The following is a 17,685-nucleotide window of genomic DNA, read 5'->3' on the forward strand; positions in this document are numbered from 1 at the left end:
TTAATTTGCTTTGTTAATCTGCTTTCTGTTCCAAGCAAGCAGAATGATTGTGATAACTGTCAGTATACCTGCGCCGATATAGTTGAGGTACTTCATACAACTGTATATCAAGAAGGCGATAGGAGATGAGGCAAAGTCGAGAGAACCAGCCTTGAATCCTTCTGGCACTTTCACAGCCTGATCGTCAGGGTGTGCAGCCGAAACCATCTGTGCTGCTGAAGTGAAGTTATCTGCCATCCATGTAACAAACAGCAATCCAACGGCAATAACAACCAAACCGACGATGAAACTCTTTACCACATTTCCGTTAGTGTATGGCAGAACCATTACAAAAACATAGAACATACCGGCAAGTGATGCCAATGGTAGGAACTGGTTGCCAGGAAGAACAACTGCAAGAACCAATGTAACTGGTATAAGCAGAAGGCTCACGATAAGTGTTGTTGGGTGACCGATAACAAGAGCAGGTGACATTCCGATGTAGAACTCTTTTTTGTCGCCAAACTTCTTTGCTATAAGTTCGCGTGTTGCTTCAGAGATAGGCTTCAATCCTTCGATAAAGAGGCTTGTGATTCTTGGAATAAGTTCCATCACGGCTCCCATCTTTATGCCAAGACCGAGTGTTGCTGGAATTTTGTCAACTAATTGCTTGCTGTCTTCGCAAGCCAAGCAGCCGATGGCAATGCCGATGATTACGCCCAAGAAAAGTGGTTCTCCAAACAAACCGAACTTCTTCTTCATTCCTTCTGCATCGATATTAAGTTTGTCGAATCCCGGAATCTTATCGAGAACTTTGCCTATTACGATGGCAAATGGAGTGAATCCCTGACAGAATGGCTGTGGAATGCTGATGCCTTCCATATTTGGGTAGAACTTCTGGAATTTCTTTGCTGTGAGGTCTGCCATAACAAGGGTTATGATATAGCAGATAATTGCAGCGAAGAATCCCCATACTACAGGGTAACTCCATCCAAGACTGTCGGCAAGGAAGTAAGTAACAGCGCCAATGAAGGCAAAATGCCAGTAGTTCCAAAGGTCTATGTTTACTGTTCGGGTGCAGCCACTCAGCAAAAGCAAAAGGTTAACGCCTAGACAAACAGGGATTATGAACGCTCCAACAGTTGTGTTGTATGCAACAGAAGCGGCAGCTGGCCATCCCATGTCGAATACCTTCAACTCAAGACCGTAAATTCTGACAACATCGTTTAGTGCAGGTCCAAGACTACTTGTCAGCAAGCCTGTGATAACACCCAAGCCTACGAAACCTACTCCGACATAAAGACCGCTTTTTAGAGCCTTAGAAAATTTGATGCCAATACAAACTCCAAGAATTGTGAAGATTATAGGCATCATCACGGCAGCCCCAAGGCCGATAATGTAAGAGAAAAATTGTTCCATAAAAAGGTTTTTCTTTTTTGATTAAAATATAATTAGTTAATAAATTTGGGTGCTAAGTTAGCAATTTTTTCTCATAATATAGTTATCGCACACGAAATATTTGAGTCAGCCAAATGTTAAATATTCTTTATTGCTCGTTTCCTTTTGTTTTTGGTGGTGGATATTGTCTATTTTTTGCATAAATCCCAAAAGCAAGCGCCACAAGAAAATGAATCTTGCAGCGCTTTTATATAACATAAGTCTGTTTGTTACAAAGGAATGTTTCCGTGCTTCTTTGGAGGAAGCGTCTTCATCTTGTTGCGAGCCATCTCGAGTGCCTGAATAATCTTTTTTCTTGTATCCTGAGGCATAATAATCTCATCAATGTAGCCGAGTTCTGCAACTCTGTATGGATTTGCGAAGTTCTCCTTGTACTCTTCGATGTGCTTCTTCTTCTCCTCGTCCGAAGCCTTGCGGTAAAGAAGGTTTACTGCACCCTCTGCGCCCATAACGGCAACCTCGGCTGTTGGGTATGCAAAGTTCACGTCAGAACCAATCTGTTTGCAAGACATAACGATGTATGCGCCGCCGTAAGCCTTTCGGGTAATTACTGTTACCTTTGGAACTGTTGCCTCTGCATAAGCGTAGACAACCTTTGCGCCGTGGCGGATGATACCGTTGTGCTCCTGAGTTGTTCCCGGAAGGAATCCCGGAACATCCTCGAATGTTACCAATGGAATGTTGAAGCAGTCGCAGAATCTTACGAAGCGTGCAATCTTGTCTGATGCGTCAATGTCGAGAACGCCTGCGTAGAATGCTGGCTGATTAGCAACGATGCCGACAGTTCTGCCAGCCATACGACCGAAACCGATGATTGCGTTCTTTGCAAAGTTGCCCTGAACCTCGAAGAAATAGTGGTCATCAAGCACAGGTTCGATGATATCCTTCATGTCGTAAGGCATGTTAGGGTCAGCAGGGATAACTGTATTCAGCGATTCCTCAACTCTTGCAATATCGTCGTTTGTTGGAACGGTAGCAATCTCGTCCATGTTGTTTGATGGCAAGAAACTCAGAAGCTCGCGGATTGCCATAAGCTGCTCCTCCTCTGTGTTGCTAAGGAAGTGTGCAACGCCGCTCTTGCTGCTGTGAGTGTAAGCACCGCCAAGTTCCTCCTTGCTAACGTCTTCGTGAGTTACGGTCTTTACAACATCCGGACCTGTGATAAACATGTGGCTGTTGTCCTTAACCATAAAAATGAAGTCGGTAAGTGCTGGAGAATAGCAGGCACCGCCGGCGCAAGGTCCCATGATTGCTGAAATCTGTGGGATTACGCCAGAAGAAATTGTGTTGTTGTAGAAGATTGAGGCAAAGCCTGTAAGACTTTCAACACCTTCCTGAATACGAGCGCCGCCTGAGTCGTTAAGACCGATGATAGGAGCACCGTTTCTGAGTGCCAGTTCCTGAATCTTTACAATTTTCTGAGCATTTACGGCACTTAGAGTACCGCCATATACTGTGAAGTCGAATGCGTAGACAAAAACCTGCTTGCCGTCAATCTTACCGTATCCTGAGATAACGCCATCGCCCGGAATGTGCGATTTGTCCATTCCGAAGTTTGTGCATCTGTGAACGGCAAACTTGTCCATCTCGACAAACGTACCCTTGTCGAGCAGCATATCAATACGTTCGCGGGCAGTCATCTTGCCTGCTGCGTGCTGCTTCTCAATGCGGTCAAGTCCGCCGCCAAGTTCTGCAGTCTTGTTTTTCTCTTCAAAAACTTTATATTTATCTTCTATTTCCATAAAAAAGGAATTTGAATTATCATTTATTATCTAAGTCAAGCAGCACCAATACTTGGTCGGAGGCAACGGTATCGCCCTCCTTCACAAGAATCTCCTTGATTGTGCAGTCTTGGTTCACCTTGTAGTTGCTCTGCATTTTCATTGCCTCGATAACTACGATGGTGTCGCCAGCCTTCACCTTGTCGCCAGCCTTGGCATGCACGCTTACAATCTTTCCCGGCATAGGAGAGATTATCTTACTGTCCTGACGGTCATCCTCGCCCTTCTTCAAGCGTAGATACTTGGCTGTTGAGTCGATAATCTCAACATCGTAAGAAGAGAAGTTTGCATTGACTTTGTATTTCTTTCCGCTTTCTGAGCGGATAAACTCTGCGTTAAAAGACTTTCCATCATACAAGATAGAACATCCGCCTCTTTCAACGAACGCAATGTCAAGGTCATACTCTGTGCCATCAATCTTTATGCGCACGTTATTGCCCTGCTTGCTGATTAGTTCAACGTCAGCAATTCTGTCACCTATCTTTATTTCCATAATTATATTCTTAAAACGCCTTTGTGCAAACCAAATTCTCTCCAACGGCTTGTAGCAGTGGCATCAGCCGAAACAACAGTCTTGTTCTCCTCAAGATTCATCAGATAGTCGATGTATGCTGCAACTATCGCAATGTTCTGCTTTGTACCGTTTTCTGGATCTTTCTTTGTCAGTTCCTCGCCGTGCTTTGCAATGAAGCCGGTATCGTAGTGTCCTTCTACGAAATCAGGAGTAGACATGATATTGCGCAGGTATTTTATGTTATTCTTTATACCTGTAATCTTAAACTCATACAGAACGCGGCGCATACGCTCGATGGCGTACTCGCGTGTTACAGCCCATACAATGAGTTTACCAATCATTGGGTCGTAGTGAACAGGGATTTCGTAGCCCTCATAAACATAACTATCCCAACGAACGCCGATACTGTTCGGCTCAACAAGTTGTTTGATTACGCCCGGAGCAGGCATGAAGTTCAGGTCTGTATCCTCGGCACAGATACGGCACTCGATGGCATGACCTCTCTGCTTGATGTCTTCCTGCTTTAAGCGCAATGGAATGCCTGATGCTACGTTAATCTGCTCTTTTACAAGGTCAATACCCAAAACCTCTTCGGTGATAGGATGTTCAACCTGAAGACGGGTATTCATTTCGAGGAAATAGAAATTGTGGTTCTTGTCAACCAAGAACTCGATTGTGCCGGCACCTTCGTAGTGTACAGCCTTGGCTGCTGCAACTGCGGCTTCGCCCATCTGCTTCTGTAGTTCAGGAAGCATGAATGGAGAAGGTGACTCTTCAACAATCTTCTGGTTGCGGCGCTGAACAGAACATTCGCGCTCGCAAAGATGTATAACGTTTCCATACGAATCGCCAAGAATCTGGAATTCAATATGGTGTGGTTCTTCTACGAATTTTTCGATGTAAACGGTATCGTCGCCGAATGAAGAAAGTGACTCTGATTTAGCGCTTGTGTATGCTTCAACAACCTCTTCTTCAGAGCGAATCAAGCGGATACCTTTACCACCGCCTCCCATTGATGCCTTCATCATTACAGGGAAGCCAATCTCTTTTGCTACCTTAATAGCCTCTTCTGCACTCTGCAAGCCTTTTTCTGTTCCCGGAACAACCGGAACGTTGGCTGCTTTCATACACTTGCGTGCCGAAATCTTGTCTCCCATCATATCCATAGTCTCGGCTGAAGGACCTATGAAAATTATTCCTTCTGCCTGACAACGGCGTACGAACTCGGAATTTTCAGAAAGGAAACCGTATCCCGGATGTATTGCGTCCGCATTGTGTTCCTTGGCGGCTTCGATTATCTTCTCTATGTTAAGATAACTTTCTTTTGATGCTGCAGGACCAAGGCATACAGCTTCGTCAGCATATAGTACATGTTTCGCGGTTCTATCAGCTTCAGAATAAACTGCAACAGATCTGATGCCCATCTCACGACATGAACGCATTACACGCATTGCAATTTCACCACGGTTTGCGATTAGTATTTTTTCGATCTTTCGTGGACTCTTGTTAATTTGCATTTTGTATTTAGTTTTTAATAAAAGTGCCCAAGCTAACAATAGCTTTTCGGGTATTTTTTACAAATTTGGCGCAAATATAATAGTTTTTTTTGGAACTATTACACGTTGAATATTTTTTTTACTTTTTACACCTCGTTTGTAGTGGCTGTTTATTATTCTTTCAGCAGTTTAAGCAAGCTTTCGTTGAATGGCTTGTATGTGCTTTCTTTTGGACTGTTGTTGGTTTCAGGCTCTGTGTTCTCGCCGTTTTCCCAAGGTCTGAAAGCCTTTTCTTCTTGCTGTCTGAAGTTCTTGTTATAGTTAGGACGCTGATTGCCTCTGTTGTCGTTGTTGTATTGTTGGTAGAATCCGTTACGGTTGTCGTTGTTGCGAGGCTGGAAATTTCTGTTGTTCTGACGGAAATTTCTGTTGTCGTAGTTGTTGTACTGACGCTCATTATCAAATGGCGCGTCGTTCTGTCCAAACTGGCGGTCATTATTCCGCTGGTAATTATTGTTGTAAGGACGATCGTAGTTCCTCTGCCTGTTGTCGTAGTTGTTGTATTGGCGGTCGTTGTTGAACGGTGTATCGTTCTGTCCGAACTGGCGGTCGTTATTCCGCTGGTAATTATTGTTGTACTGGCGGTCGTTGTTAAACTGTCGTCCTTTATTATTGAACTGCCTGTCGTTATTAAAGAATGGACGATCGTTGAAGAACCCGTTGTTGTCGTATCGCGTACCGTTGTCGTAAGGGTCGAACAATTCCTGATCCAAAGTTGGTGTTCTCTGGACGTTATCCTTCTCTTCTTCCTCTTCCTTTACGTATTCAACGATTTCCTCAAATAGATGTTTGAGTTTTATGTTGAGTTCTCCCTTTTCGATTTTTCTTTCGTTTCGGTAAATCCACTGGTAAAGGTTCATTTCATCCTTGTCCTGTAGATTGCTTTTAGGTAGCATACCACCATGTTCTTCCTTGAAACGTTTTACTGCATTGTACTTGTTCATCCATTGTAGTTCACGTCCTTCGGTAGGCATGGCAACAGACTTTGCTTTCTCTTCTGCGGCAACCTTAGGATCCAAAACAGTTTCTTTCCATTGGAACTGTATGTTGTTGAGCAACTGTACTTTCTCAAAATCGAGCATGTCTATTTTTGCATCCCGATAGAAGGCGCGTTGTTTTTCGCTCCATAGGTAAAGCTGCTTTTCCTTGCCGGTGCTGTCTTTTTGTGGCCAGCGCCCGTTTTGCTTGTAAAATTCTGCAAGTCTTTCGTAATTCTTCTTCCAGAAGTCTTGTGTACTCTGTATATTATCCATTGTTAATTTTTGTTCAATGCTAAATGAAATGTAGCGTTTTATCTCGTTGTGCTATTAACAGTTGATTGATATTGCTCTGTTTATAAATGGTAAATGTAAAACGCGTGCGTCACCGTTGCGGATATTCGCACTGAACTGTGTAAAGACCATCGTTGCCTTCTTTGAAAGAAAGCATGATGTCGTTCTTCTGATATGTCGTAGTACGTCCTGTACCATCGTCATTGACATCGTATTTTTGAAACAACTGTTCCCTACTTGTTTTAATAAACTCGCCAAAGAGCATTCTGTCTGTTGTCTGATATTGTATTAGTGACAGGTGCTTTCCGAAGAAAGAAACCTTGACGCATCCTGTTATTGATTCGTATGGTGGAATAACGTTGTGTATTGAATCAAAATTGCATGCTATGCTAAAACAAAGGTTCGTTACTGCCGGAAATTCTGGGTCTGGATGCTCGATGGTTCTGTAATCGGTCTGGAAGCCACTCTGCCTCATGACCTTGCAGATCTCAACCTCCTTGGCTTTTCCTAATGCGAAAAAGTCCTCTGGAGTAAGCTTCTGCCCGAAAGCCATCATAGCAAATGTAAGCAATATAATGAGTGAAAATATGCGTTTCATACCTGATTCTTTCTTTATTTTTCATCGTGTATCGACATTGCAAAGATAGTATAATTTTTTAATCTACAACAAAAAACGATTTTTTTTTGTCTCGAAAAGTTAAAAAAATATAAAAAGTGCATTTTTATCTTGCAAAATATCGCGAAAAATAACGGTTGAGAATCAATTATCGCACTGCTAAGATTCTGCTATTTATTGTTGATTTTAAATCAATTTGTGGCTTTTGCCCGTTTCTTTTGTATTCAGAATTGGTTCAACGCAACGGATAGTCGCATTGGATTGTGTAAAGACCATCGTTGCCTTCCTTGAAAGAAAGCATAATGTCACCTTTCCTATATGCTGTAGTGCGACCGGTCTCGTCGTCTGTTATGTCGAATTTCTGGAACAGCTGTTCTCTGGTCATCTTTATATACTCGCCAAATAACATTCTGTCTGTTGTCTGGTACATGGCAAGCGCAATGTGCTTTCCTATGAACGAGACTTTTACGCAGCCTGTAATGGCATCGTATGGTGGAAGTACGTTGAACTCTGAGTCGAATTTGCATGCGATGCTGTAACAAAGGTCGGTTATCTTTGGCGAATCGGGAGTTGAGGGCGGAAGCACTCTGTATGTAGATTCGAAACCGCTCTGTCGCATGATTTTATTGACGTCAACTTCCTTGGCTTTTCCGAATGAGAAAAAGTCTTCTGGCATAAGCTTTTGTCCGAAAGCTGCTATAGTAATTGTAAATAATAAAATGCTGAGTGAAAATACTCGTTTCATACCTATTCGTTCTTTTGTTTCTATCGTGTTTTTGGATTCGCAAAGATAGAATATTTTTTTCATTTTCCATTCAGAATTGTCTTCTTTTTTATAGCGAAAGGCTGAAAAACGTAAATTTTTCATTTCTGTTTTATAAAGATTCGTCTAAAATATTGTGAAGAATGCTTTATCGTGTTACTTTTGCGTCAAAATAAGAAAACAGATGATTTATCCGCAAAATTTTGAGCAGAAAATAGGTTTTGATACTATCAGGCAGCTTGTCTCGGGTTACTGCCTGAGCAGTCTTGGAAAGGGTAGGGTTGAGGATATGGCTTTCATGGACTCGCTGAACAATATAAAAGAAAAGCTTGAGCCTGTTGCTGAATTCATAAAGATGCTTGAGGCTGGTGAGGCTTTCCCCGACCAATATTTTTTTGATGTCAGAGATTCTTTGAAAAGAGTCCGCTTGGCAGGAACGTATCTCGACGAACAGGAACTTTTTGATTTGCGCCGTTCGCTTGAGACTATTCTGCTTGTGGTTAGTTTCGTGAACCGTACGTCGGGTGATGCAGAGGATGCTGGAGAATATCTTTATCCGGCTCTCCATCGCGTTGCTGGCGATGTTATGACATATCCGCAGTTGATAAAGCGTGTTGATTCGATTCTCGACAAATACGGTCGCGTAAAGGATTCGGCTTCGCCAGAATTGCTTCGAATCAGACAGGAACTTTCGCGCACGGCAGGAAGCGTTTCGAAAAGTCTTCAGTCTATTCTCCGTTCGGCACAGGCTGATGGCTTGGTAGACAAGGACGTTGCTCCGACTTTGCGCGACGGTCGCTTGGTTATCCCGGTTGCGCCAGCTATGAAACGACGCATAAAGGGCATTGTTCATGACGAATCGGCAACAGGAAAGACCGTTTTTATCGAGCCTGCCGAGGTTGTGGAGGCAAACAACCGCATCCGCGAACTTGAGGGCGAGGAAAAACGAGAGATTATTCACATTCTGACTCAATTTTCACAAATTGTACGTGAGCATGTTGACGGTATTCTCTCATCTTTCGAGTTTCTTGCAGATATCGATTTCATTCGTGCCAAGGCTTACTTTGCCCGTTCAATGAATGCCGTCATTCCCGAATGTGTCGAAGAGCCGAAGGTTGATTGGGTAAAGGTTAAGCATCCGTTGCTGCTTTTGTCGCTGGCAAACAGCGGTCGTGATGTTGTTCCGTTGGATATAAGGCTCGACAAGGCGCACAGAATCTTGATAATATCTGGTCCGAATGCCGGTGGAAAATCAGTCTGTCTGAAGACTGTGGCTCTGTTGCAATACATGGTTCAGTGCGGATTGCCGATAACAGTAGATGCAAATTCTACGGTCGGTGTATTTCAACATTTGTTCATAGATATGGGCGATGAGCAGAGCATCGAGAATGACCTCAGTACGTATTCGAGCCATCTGCTTAACATGAAGGTGATGATGAAGCAGTGCAACGGCAAGAGTCTTGTGATGGTAGATGAGTTCGGCTCGGGTACAGAGCCGATGATTGGCGGTGCAATGGCAGAATCGGTATTGAGGCGATTCAATGCGAAGAAGGCTTTTGGCGTTATAACTACTCACTATCAGAACCTTAAACATTTTGCCGAGGATAACGAGGGTGTGGTAAATGGCGCAATGCTTTACGACCGAAAGGAGATGAAGGCTCTGTTCCAACTCGAAATTGGTAATCCGGGAAGTTCGTTTGCCGTCGAGATTGCCCGAAAAATCGGTATTCCCGAAGATGTTATAGCCGATGCATCGGCAATCGTTGGTCAGGAATACATAAATGCCGACAAATATCTTCAGGATATTGTGCGCGATAAGCGTTATTGGGAGCACAAAAGACAGAATGTGCATCAGCGTGAGAAGCAATTGGAGCAGACTATAGCAAAATATGAGGCTGAAATAGCACAACTAAATGCCGAACGCAAGTCTATTCTAAAGGAGGCGAAAGAACAGGCGGCATCTTTGCTGAAAGAGAGTAACGCGCGAATAGAAAATACTATTCGCTCGATTAAGGAGGCTCAGGCTGAACAGGAAAAAACACGCAATGCCCGTCAGGAACTCGAGGAGTTCAAGGAGAACGTAAATAATAAGGAGGCAGAAGATAAGATTGCACGTAAAATGCAGCAACTTATTGACCGTCAGAACCGTAAGAATAAACGAAAGGAAGATAAGCAGAACGGCGTAGTTGCCAAGCCTAATGAAGTTCATCGCGAAGTGGTGGCAAGGGCTGTTGAAAACAAGCCATTCTTGCAGGGTGACACGGTTAGAATAAAAGGTCAGACTACGGTTGGCGTACTTGCTGAAGTGAACGGCAAAAATGCCATTGTGAATTTTGGTTCAATACGCACGAATGTGAAAATTGACCGACTTGAACATGCTAACAAACCGAAGGATAACGAGCCTAAGAGCTCGACCTTCGTGAGTCTCCAGACGCAGGACAGCGTTTATGAGAAGAAACTGAACTTTAAGCAGGATATCGACCTTAGAGGCATGAGGGGCGATGAGGCTGTGAATGCCGTGACATATTTTATAGATGATGCCATAATGCTTGGTTCGTCGCGAGTTCGTATTCTGCATGGTACAGGAACTGGCATCCTGCGTAATCTGATACGCGAATATCTGGCAACAGTTCCGGGGGTGAGGTCGTTCCACGATGAGCATGTTCAGTTTGGTGGCGCAGGCATAACGGTTGTAGAACTTGATAATTGATATACCTTTTCGGGCTCCGCGATAATTTTAGAAGTATCGCGGAGTTTTTTTATCTTGTGGTTCAGAAACTATGCGAGTTCGGAAAAAACGCAGCTTGTAATAATATGCAGATGTGAATTGAATCATTATGCAGAAAAGAGACAAAAAAGCTACTTTCAAGGTAGAGGCAAGTAAGGGGATAGTAAGGGGATAGCAAGGGGATAGTAAGAGGGTAGCTTCGAGGAAGAAAGCCGATGCGTATAATGATGCAAATGCAATTCATAATTCACAATTCAAAATTGCTTTCATAATTGCCGAGGGTTAGAAACGGACAATTTCGTCAGAAATTGTCCGTTTAGTATATGTTAGTGGCAAGGAACGTCGTAGGAACGTCGTAGGAACGTCGTAGGAACGTCGTAGGAACGTCGTAGGAACGTCGTAGGAACGTCGTAGGAACGTCGTAGGAACGTCGTAGGAACGTCGTAGGAACGTCGTGGAAATGTCGTGGGAAGGTAGGGGGAAGATAGAAGGAAGGTAGATGGAAGATAGAAGGAGAAGATAGGGAGTCCCAAATCCTTTGTTATACAAGTTCCTCTCCTCAGTAGGAAGATAGATGTAAGCAAAACTTCGTAATGACGCTGAAGGCGTCACCTCTCAGTAACCACAGCATCTGCGGACAGAAATGCTACAAATATCATCTACCCTGAAAGCGGTCGCCCGATGCGATAAATGGGGCACTCCTTCAGAGTGCTTGCTGCTTATAGCATCTATTCCGCAGGTCGTTCCGACTTACGGTCACTAAGTGGAGACGCTTTCAGCGTCTATAATGAGCATAATGCACAGAAAATCAGTTCTGTGATGTCTTGTAAAAAACAAACGATACATTGCATAAGTAAGAGGGTGTGTCAAAATGTAGTTTCAAGAGAAAAAGAATTCCAAACGATTCAATTTATACATTGCATAAGTAAGAATTGTATAATTCATCCAGAATTCGCGTAAATTTTAGTCGTAAATGTTGGGAGAAAACAGGCGGATTTGTTACATTTGATATGCGCATTTGTAAACTGGCATCAAAAAAGGGGAGCTTCTCACGAAGACCCCCTTTTCTATGTTTTATAGGTAAAATCTTTAAAGGTAAAAAGATTGAGTTTTGGATAACGATTGCAAAGGTACATTATTTTTTGAATAAACCAAATTTTTCCAGTAAAAAAATGCTTAAATCTATAAAAAAAACACAAAATAATATTTTGTATTCTTTCTTGTGTGCTCGGAAAGTGCTGTTTTATAACACTTTATGTAAATGATGACGAAAAACTGTATTAATTCGTTTTTTCGTCAAAAATACGAATCTGTTACATTTTTGATGTAACAAAAATTACCAGTTTATTTGTTACTTAGAGTTTGTGTAACCATTCTTTTTTAGGATTTCGACGATTTTTTCCTTCTGTTCGCCTTGAATTATTATTAAATCGTCTTTTGCGTTACCGCCAACTCCGCAAGCTGTCTTTAAAGTCTTGGCAAGTTGCTTCAAGTCATCTTGAGTTCCTACGAATCCGTCGACGATTGTTACCGTTTTGCCGCCTCTGCCATGCTTTTCAATCCTTACTCTCAGTTTTTGCTGGTTCTTTGGAAGTGTCTCTGGCTCGTCATTCTCCTCGGTTTCATAGTTGAAATCGGGATTGGTTGAATAAACTATGTTTAGTCTTTCTTTCCAGTCTGCCATAATCTTTAATGTTAAAATGTTTGTAAAAAAAGTTTATCTGTATTGCAAAGATAGCAGATTTCTTTAACAAACGCTGAAAAAATCTTGTTGGGATGCGAGAAAATATGTATATTGCAGCCAAAATGTAAACACATTAAAATATGAAACTATTACTTAACTCACTACAAAAAACATTTATGTTGATTCTGACCTTGACTTTATGCCATCATTCGGTGGCGAAGGAAGGAAAGAAAATATGGCTGAAGTCGGGCGATGCAAAAGGCTTGATTGATGCCATCGATGAACTGAACAAGACAAATGCTGATTCGCTTTGTGAACGTTCGTACATATTTCTGCCAAACGGAGTGTATGATTTCGGCGACAAGGTGCTGACGACCATCAGCGGAAACAATATCTCGATTATCGGCGAGAGCATGGATGGGGTGATAGTTAAAAATTCGCCCGATGTGGCAAACGAAGGCATCAGCAAGACGGCGACATTTCTGATAAAAGGTGCGGGAACATATCTTCAGAGTCTCACCATTCAGAATGCGATGAAGTTTTACGAATCGAAATTCGCAGGCAGAGCCGTAACGGTTCAGGACAAGGGAAACCATACGATAATGAAGAAGGTCAGACTTCTGTCTTATCAGGACACATACTATTCAAATTGCAGCACGTCGCAGTATTATTTTGAGGATTGTGAGATTCACGGAAATGTTGATTTCATTTGTGGCGAAGGCGATGTGTACTTTAACAGATGCACGATTGTTTCTGAAAAACGCAATTTGAATGGAAAAGGCGAGAGTACTATCGCTGCCCCTCGAACAAACAAAACCGACAGGGGATTTGTGATGTACAACTGTGTGGTGAGAACGGACAATACGCGTTTCAATTTCGGTCGTGCGTGGAAGGAAAAGGCGATGCTCGCATACGTCAATACTACTATCGAGCAGCCTGAACTGCTTGTTGCCACGCGATTCAATCCTAACTGCATGGGAACGATTGAGCAGACCTTCGTTGAGTGCGGAACGGTTGACGGTAAGGGGAAAAGTATAGTTCCGGCAAGCAATGTCGTAGAATTCTCACTGAAGGGCGAGAAACGAAAGGCAGAGACAATTCTGCCGTCTGCCGATGCAAAGAAATATGCTATCGGAAACGTCTACAAAAAGTGGCGAGCCGATAAAATCTGCAAGAAACTATATTTTGAGTGGAAGAACAACAAATAAAAATATTAAGAGACATGAAAAGAATTGCGTTTGTTTTTATGGCTTTATTCATGGTGTTGGGAGCAAACGCTCAGAAAAACACAATTCCTATCGTTAAATACGATATAAAGGATTGTATGAAGGAGCGATTCTCGCTTGAGAAGGTTGCACGAATGAATAAGTACGTTCCGCCTACATCAAGGGGAAGCGTGCTTTATTCCATCGACTATTACGATGAGATGAGCAGTCGCACTATCACCATTTTCGTACAGCCCAATGTGTGGCACAAGATTCTCGGCTTCCTCGATGCCAAGGCAGAGATGAACAAGCAGGAGGACAGTCATCCGTGGTGGCAGGAGCTTAACTCGCTAGTACTGTACAAACTGAACGGAGATTTCTGTTTTATCGATTTTTCGAAATAAACAAAAAAACAGTGCTGGGAGATTTGGTCAGTTCCAATCTTCCAGCATTGTTTTTAATATTGTTAGTCGAGCAGGTTGCCACCGATAGGGCAGAAATATTCGTCGATTACATCTTTCTTGAAGTTCTCGAATCTTATCGAGAAGCAGATGATATTGTTGTGTCGCTTTGTTTCGAGGAATACGTTTCCTTCGATGCCTCGTGATGTAACGGCCTGATATTTAATGGCGTTTCCAATGTTTTCCTTGTTTCCCTCTTCGAGATAGAATGCTTCGAGTGATGTGCTGGTGTGCATTATAACCTGCGAGCGTCCTACGACGATGAATTCTACTGTTCGCATTTCCTTGTCAATCTGCTCGCCCGTAGATGCCTGAGTACTAATTCTTTCGTTGGCATAATATACGGTAGAAACCACCTGAGTCTGAGCCTCCATTCCGAGCGATATGCAGACGAATGCAAGTATAATAAGTAATTTCTTCATAGTTCCTATTTTGTTTTATTTTGCAAAGGTAGTTTTTTTTTCCAATAGTGCAAATATACTTTACTTTTGTTTGTAAATTCTGCCTAAAAATAATACATTTGCAATATCGAATATAAATATTGAAGTCAAATCATTTAATCTTTAAAGGTCATGCGTAAATCAATTATCTTTTTACTTTCAGTTTTGTTTGGGACAACAACGCTGTTTGCCCAGAGAGATGGGGTTGAACCGTTCAAGAACTTATCGGTAGGTTTGAATATCGGAATTCTTTCGGGCGTTGGTATCGATGCCGGAACTTATGTATCTGACCATGTCGGATTACGTGCAGGATTCAATTATCTTAAAACTCCAAGTTTCGATAACGACTTTGATGCTTGGGTTGAAGAGGGACAGCACGCTAACTATAATTACGAGGCAACCGTAAAGGCTAATGCACGAGTAAATCTTTCAACATTCAAGGTGCTTGCCGACTACTATCCTAACAAGAAATGGCCGTTCCATGTAACAGGCGGTTTCTATATCGGTGCATCGAATATTGTTACCGTTGATGCGTATGCTGATGACATAAAGGTTGATGGAAAGACTTATAAGAGAGAAGACATAAAAAACTGGTACATAGATTTGGATGATACTCGCATCAAGGCGAAGGACGGAAAGGTTGATGCTGCCATTACAACGTGGTCGGTAAAACCATATGTCGGCATCGGCTTTGGAAACACTGTTCCGATGAAGCATCGTGTTGGCGTGATGGGCGAACTGGGCGTGATGTTCCATGGCAAGCCAAAAATTACAAGTAAGACCGACCCTGATATCATGACTCACGTTGCAGAGGCTGATGAATCGGACGAATTCTTCGATGTGATGCATAAAATTGTCGGAATCCCAGTTCTGAGCATCAGAATTTGCGGCAGAATATTCTAAAAATAAAGAAGTGTCATTCTAGAATAATTGAGTGACACTTCTTTTTTATTTAGTAGACGTTGAAATATTCGTTCAATGTTTTTTGAGCCTCCTCATCAACGTGAGTGATGTGCTGGATTATTTTTCCGCTTTCGAGAAGGGCAATCTCTGTACACAAGTCGACCGTGTGGTTTATGTTGTGGCTCGAAACGAGCACCGTGGCGTTGTTTTCCTGCTGATACTGCTTCAGCATTCGTTTGAAGATGCTCTGACTGCTTGGGTCGAGAAAGTTGAACGGTTCGTCGAGAATGACAATCTTCGGTGTGTGCAGAAGCGCACTGATGATGCCAATTTTCTGCTTGTTTCCTGCCGACATGTCACGTATTAGTTTCTTTTGCCCAAGAATCTCACCGTTCATGAAGTGCTCGTAAGAGGCCACTCGTTGGTTAATTGTCTCGATATCAATGTTCTCAATCTTGGCAATGAACGAAAAATATTCCTCTGGCGTGAGGTAGTCGATAAGAAATCCGGAATCGATATACGCTCCGGTGTACTTTTTCCATTCCTCGGTGTTGCTGGTTATGTAGCACACATCGGTTGTTTCGCCTTCCTCATCTGCCGGAATAGTTCCGCTGATGCTTATTTCACCCTCGTTAGGTTTTATCAGGTCGAGAATCATTCTGAAAAGCGTCGTCTTTCCGGCTCCGTTGTTGCCCACAAGTCCGAGAATTACTCCGTCGCTCACGGTAAAATCGGGAATGTCTACGGCAATCTTCTCGCCGAATGTTTTTTTTATGTCTTTTATTCTAATCTTCATAATTTCAGTTTTTTAGTTTGCTATTGTCTTTCTGAAGCCCTCAAGATTCTCGTATCTGCGTTTCATAAACTGGCGGTAGATGAATGTCAGCCAACGGCGGTGCAGAATAGTGCTTGCCAGACCTGCGACGAGCATAATGATGTAGCCGGCGTTGCTGTCGGTAAGCGCGTTTATGCTTCGGCAGATGACAATCGGAACGGAGAACGAGCCGAGTGAAACAAGCATCTGAATGTATTTGTTGTTTCGGTTGCTTGCCGTGAGAATGTTGTTGAGAGGAAGTGTCTCCTTATTTATTATGGCAAGGCTGAACATCGACGGAAAGACCAGTCCGATGGTTGCAAAAAGGTATGACAGAAGCGTAAGGATCTCGAGTTTACCCATAAAGACAGGCACAAGCATTATCAGAAACGGAAATACGGCGATGCAACACTGATAGTAGTATTTTGCACGCAGAAGCGAGTAGATGCTTTCTTTTCGTACCATAAGTCCGTCGATATAGTTGCCTTCAACGCCCATTATTCCGGTTAGCGTCATTGTGCCGATAACCGTGCAGCAGTACAGCCCGATGAAGTCGGACATAAAAGAGATGCCATCGTAGACCGATGAAAGTCCGAGTAGAATCGTGAATACAGCGACGATGCAGAGAGCCGAGATATACAGCTTCCGGATTGCTTTGTTTCTCATCGCACTCTTAACTTCGAGTTTCAGATATTCGCCAATCTCGCCCCAGCGGTCAAAGAATGTGAGCGTATTTACTTTTTTCAGCGATTTTTCCTTCGTGTTTCCTGCCAATTCGTCGAGCATAAAATATCTCTGAACCTTAATGTTTATGCCGAAAACGGCGCAGGTTATTAGAATTAGAATGAGGAACGAAATTGGATTCCACAGAATGAAACCTTCGCCAAAATCGATGAGTAGTCTGCCCACAAAGTCGAAACAGAATGAGACGGCGCACAAGGCTGCAAATGTTGCTATCGGAAGCAAAATCCACAGAATGTGATGCTTGCTAAGAGTTCGGCAAAGAAGGTAGAACAGACTGTTGATGGCGAAAAGCATCCACCAACCCAACAAGAATCCGATGATTCCGCTGAAGCCGTAGAACTTAAAGATGGTTACGCAGGCAAATGGCAGAAGCATCGAGAACCAGAAGCAGTTGTAAAGTCGGGTTGCATCTTTTACGAGATAGCATTTTATAATGGTGTCGCGACTTATTGGCAGCAGGCTGAACGGCTTTACTTGCTGCGACGGCGTTTGCTGGAACATGTACCTGATGAAGAAATCAATCGTCGGCAATACAACCATTCCGCGGTGCAGCATGTGATAAGGCTCCATTCCCGGAAAACATTCGGTAAGAATTCCGGGCAGCATTACAAGTCCTATTACAAAAAGGTAGACGACGTAAAACGCAAGAGTGAGCAGTATGAGGAATAGTGCAAGTTTGTTCTTCTCGAACATAGGATTGCGTTTTTCCGACTTCCTGTTCAGTTCCTGTACAGTTCTGTATATTTGCCAGTTTCGTCTAAGGCTCAT

General features: G+C 42.9%; 15 protein-coding genes. 4 read left to right on the forward strand and 11 right to left on the reverse strand.

What is annotated here, in order from left to right:
- From T538_RS0104235 to T538_RS0104270, 7 genes are all read right to left on the reverse strand, one after another.
- Positions 1 to 1,398: a PTS galactitol transporter subunit IIC gene (locus T538_RS0104235; protein WP_031532340.1), complete on the reverse strand. Its 1,398-nt coding sequence runs from the start codon at positions 1,396 to 1,398 to the stop codon at positions 1 to 3.
- 248 nt (positions 1,399 to 1,646) lie between these two features.
- Positions 1,647 to 3,179 (reverse strand): acyl-CoA carboxylase subunit beta, encoded by a 1,533-nt coding sequence (locus T538_RS0104245; RefSeq protein ID WP_031532341.1) that lies wholly within the window; start codon positions 3,177 to 3,179, stop codon positions 1,647 to 1,649.
- Positions 3,180 to 3,198: 19 nt separating this feature from the next.
- Positions 3,199 to 3,711, reverse strand: coding sequence for an acyl-CoA carboxylase biotin carboxyl carrier protein subunit (locus T538_RS0104250; protein ID WP_031532342.1), 513 nt, complete (start codon positions 3,709 to 3,711; stop codon positions 3,199 to 3,201).
- Between the two features lie 2 nt (positions 3,712 to 3,713).
- On the reverse strand, positions 3,714 to 5,249 hold the full coding sequence (accC, locus tag T538_RS0104255; protein WP_031532343.1) for an acetyl-CoA carboxylase biotin carboxylase subunit: 1,536 nt from the start codon (positions 5,247 to 5,249) through the stop codon (positions 3,714 to 3,716).
- Positions 5,250 to 5,401: 152 nt separating this feature from the next.
- Complete coding sequence (locus T538_RS0104260) at positions 5,402 to 6,541, reverse strand: helicase associated domain-containing protein (RefSeq protein ID WP_031532344.1); 1,140 nt, start codon at positions 6,539 to 6,541, stop codon at positions 5,402 to 5,404.
- Positions 6,542 to 6,650: 109 nt separating this feature from the next.
- The gene (locus tag T538_RS0104265; RefSeq protein ID WP_031532345.1) at positions 6,651 to 7,157 is read right to left on the reverse strand and encodes a hypothetical protein; all 507 of its coding nucleotides are present in this window, start codon (positions 7,155 to 7,157) and stop codon (positions 6,651 to 6,653) included.
- 253 nt (positions 7,158 to 7,410) lie between these two features.
- Positions 7,411 to 7,851: a hypothetical protein gene (locus T538_RS0104270; RefSeq protein WP_031532346.1), complete on the reverse strand. Its 441-nt coding sequence runs from the start codon at positions 7,849 to 7,851 to the stop codon at positions 7,411 to 7,413.
- Positions 7,852 to 8,122: 271 nt separating this feature from the next.
- Here T538_RS0104270 and T538_RS0104275 point away from each other — a divergent pair, with 271 nt between their 5' ends.
- Positions 8,123 to 10,648 carry an endonuclease MutS2 gene (locus tag T538_RS0104275; protein ID WP_031532347.1) on the forward strand — a complete coding sequence of 842 codons (2,526 nt, stop codon included), beginning with the start codon at positions 8,123 to 8,125 and terminating at the stop codon, positions 10,646 to 10,648.
- Between the two features lie 1,369 nt (positions 10,649 to 12,017).
- On the opposite strand, the gene T538_RS0104285 is transcribed toward T538_RS0104275, so the two are convergent.
- Positions 12,018 to 12,350 (reverse strand): translation initiation factor, encoded by a 333-nt coding sequence (locus T538_RS0104285; protein WP_031532349.1) that lies wholly within the window; start codon positions 12,348 to 12,350, stop codon positions 12,018 to 12,020.
- A 140-nt stretch (positions 12,351 to 12,490) separates the two neighbouring features.
- Here T538_RS0104285 and T538_RS0104290 point away from each other — a divergent pair, with 140 nt between their 5' ends.
- Both T538_RS0104290 and T538_RS0104295 read left to right on the forward strand, forming a co-directional pair.
- Positions 12,491 to 13,558: a pectinesterase family protein gene (locus tag T538_RS0104290; protein ID WP_081834860.1), complete on the forward strand. Its 1,068-nt coding sequence runs from the start codon at positions 12,491 to 12,493 to the stop codon at positions 13,556 to 13,558.
- A gap of 38 nt (positions 13,559 to 13,596) precedes the next feature.
- On the forward strand, positions 13,597 to 13,959 hold the full coding sequence (locus tag T538_RS0104295; protein ID WP_139185165.1) for a hypothetical protein: 363 nt from the start codon (positions 13,597 to 13,599) through the stop codon (positions 13,957 to 13,959).
- A gap of 62 nt (positions 13,960 to 14,021) precedes the next feature.
- Here T538_RS0104295 and T538_RS0104300 read toward each other — a convergent pair whose 3' ends face one another.
- The gene (locus tag T538_RS0104300) at positions 14,022 to 14,438 is read right to left on the reverse strand and encodes a hypothetical protein (protein WP_031532352.1); all 417 of its coding nucleotides are present in this window, start codon (positions 14,436 to 14,438) and stop codon (positions 14,022 to 14,024) included.
- A 150-nt stretch (positions 14,439 to 14,588) separates the two neighbouring features.
- On the opposite strand from T538_RS0104300, the gene T538_RS0104305 reads away from it, so the two are divergent.
- Positions 14,589 to 15,359, forward strand: coding sequence for a hypothetical protein (locus T538_RS0104305; RefSeq protein ID WP_155992985.1), 771 nt, complete (start codon positions 14,589 to 14,591; stop codon positions 15,357 to 15,359).
- 49 nt (positions 15,360 to 15,408) lie between these two features.
- Here T538_RS0104305 and T538_RS0104310 read toward each other — a convergent pair whose 3' ends face one another.
- Both T538_RS0104310 and T538_RS0104315 read right to left on the reverse strand, forming a co-directional pair.
- Positions 15,409 to 16,155 (reverse strand): ABC transporter ATP-binding protein, encoded by a 747-nt coding sequence (locus T538_RS0104310; protein ID WP_031532354.1) that lies wholly within the window; start codon positions 16,153 to 16,155, stop codon positions 15,409 to 15,411.
- A 12-nt stretch (positions 16,156 to 16,167) separates the two neighbouring features.
- Positions 16,168 to 17,685, reverse strand: coding sequence for a DUF5687 family protein (locus tag T538_RS0104315; protein ID WP_051655870.1), 1,518 nt, complete (start codon positions 17,683 to 17,685; stop codon positions 16,168 to 16,170).

Origin of the sequence: Bacteroides sp. Ga6A2, assembly GCF_000702225.1 — a bacterium.
Lineage (GTDB): Bacteria > Bacteroidota > Bacteroidia > Bacteroidales > Bacteroidaceae > Ga6A1.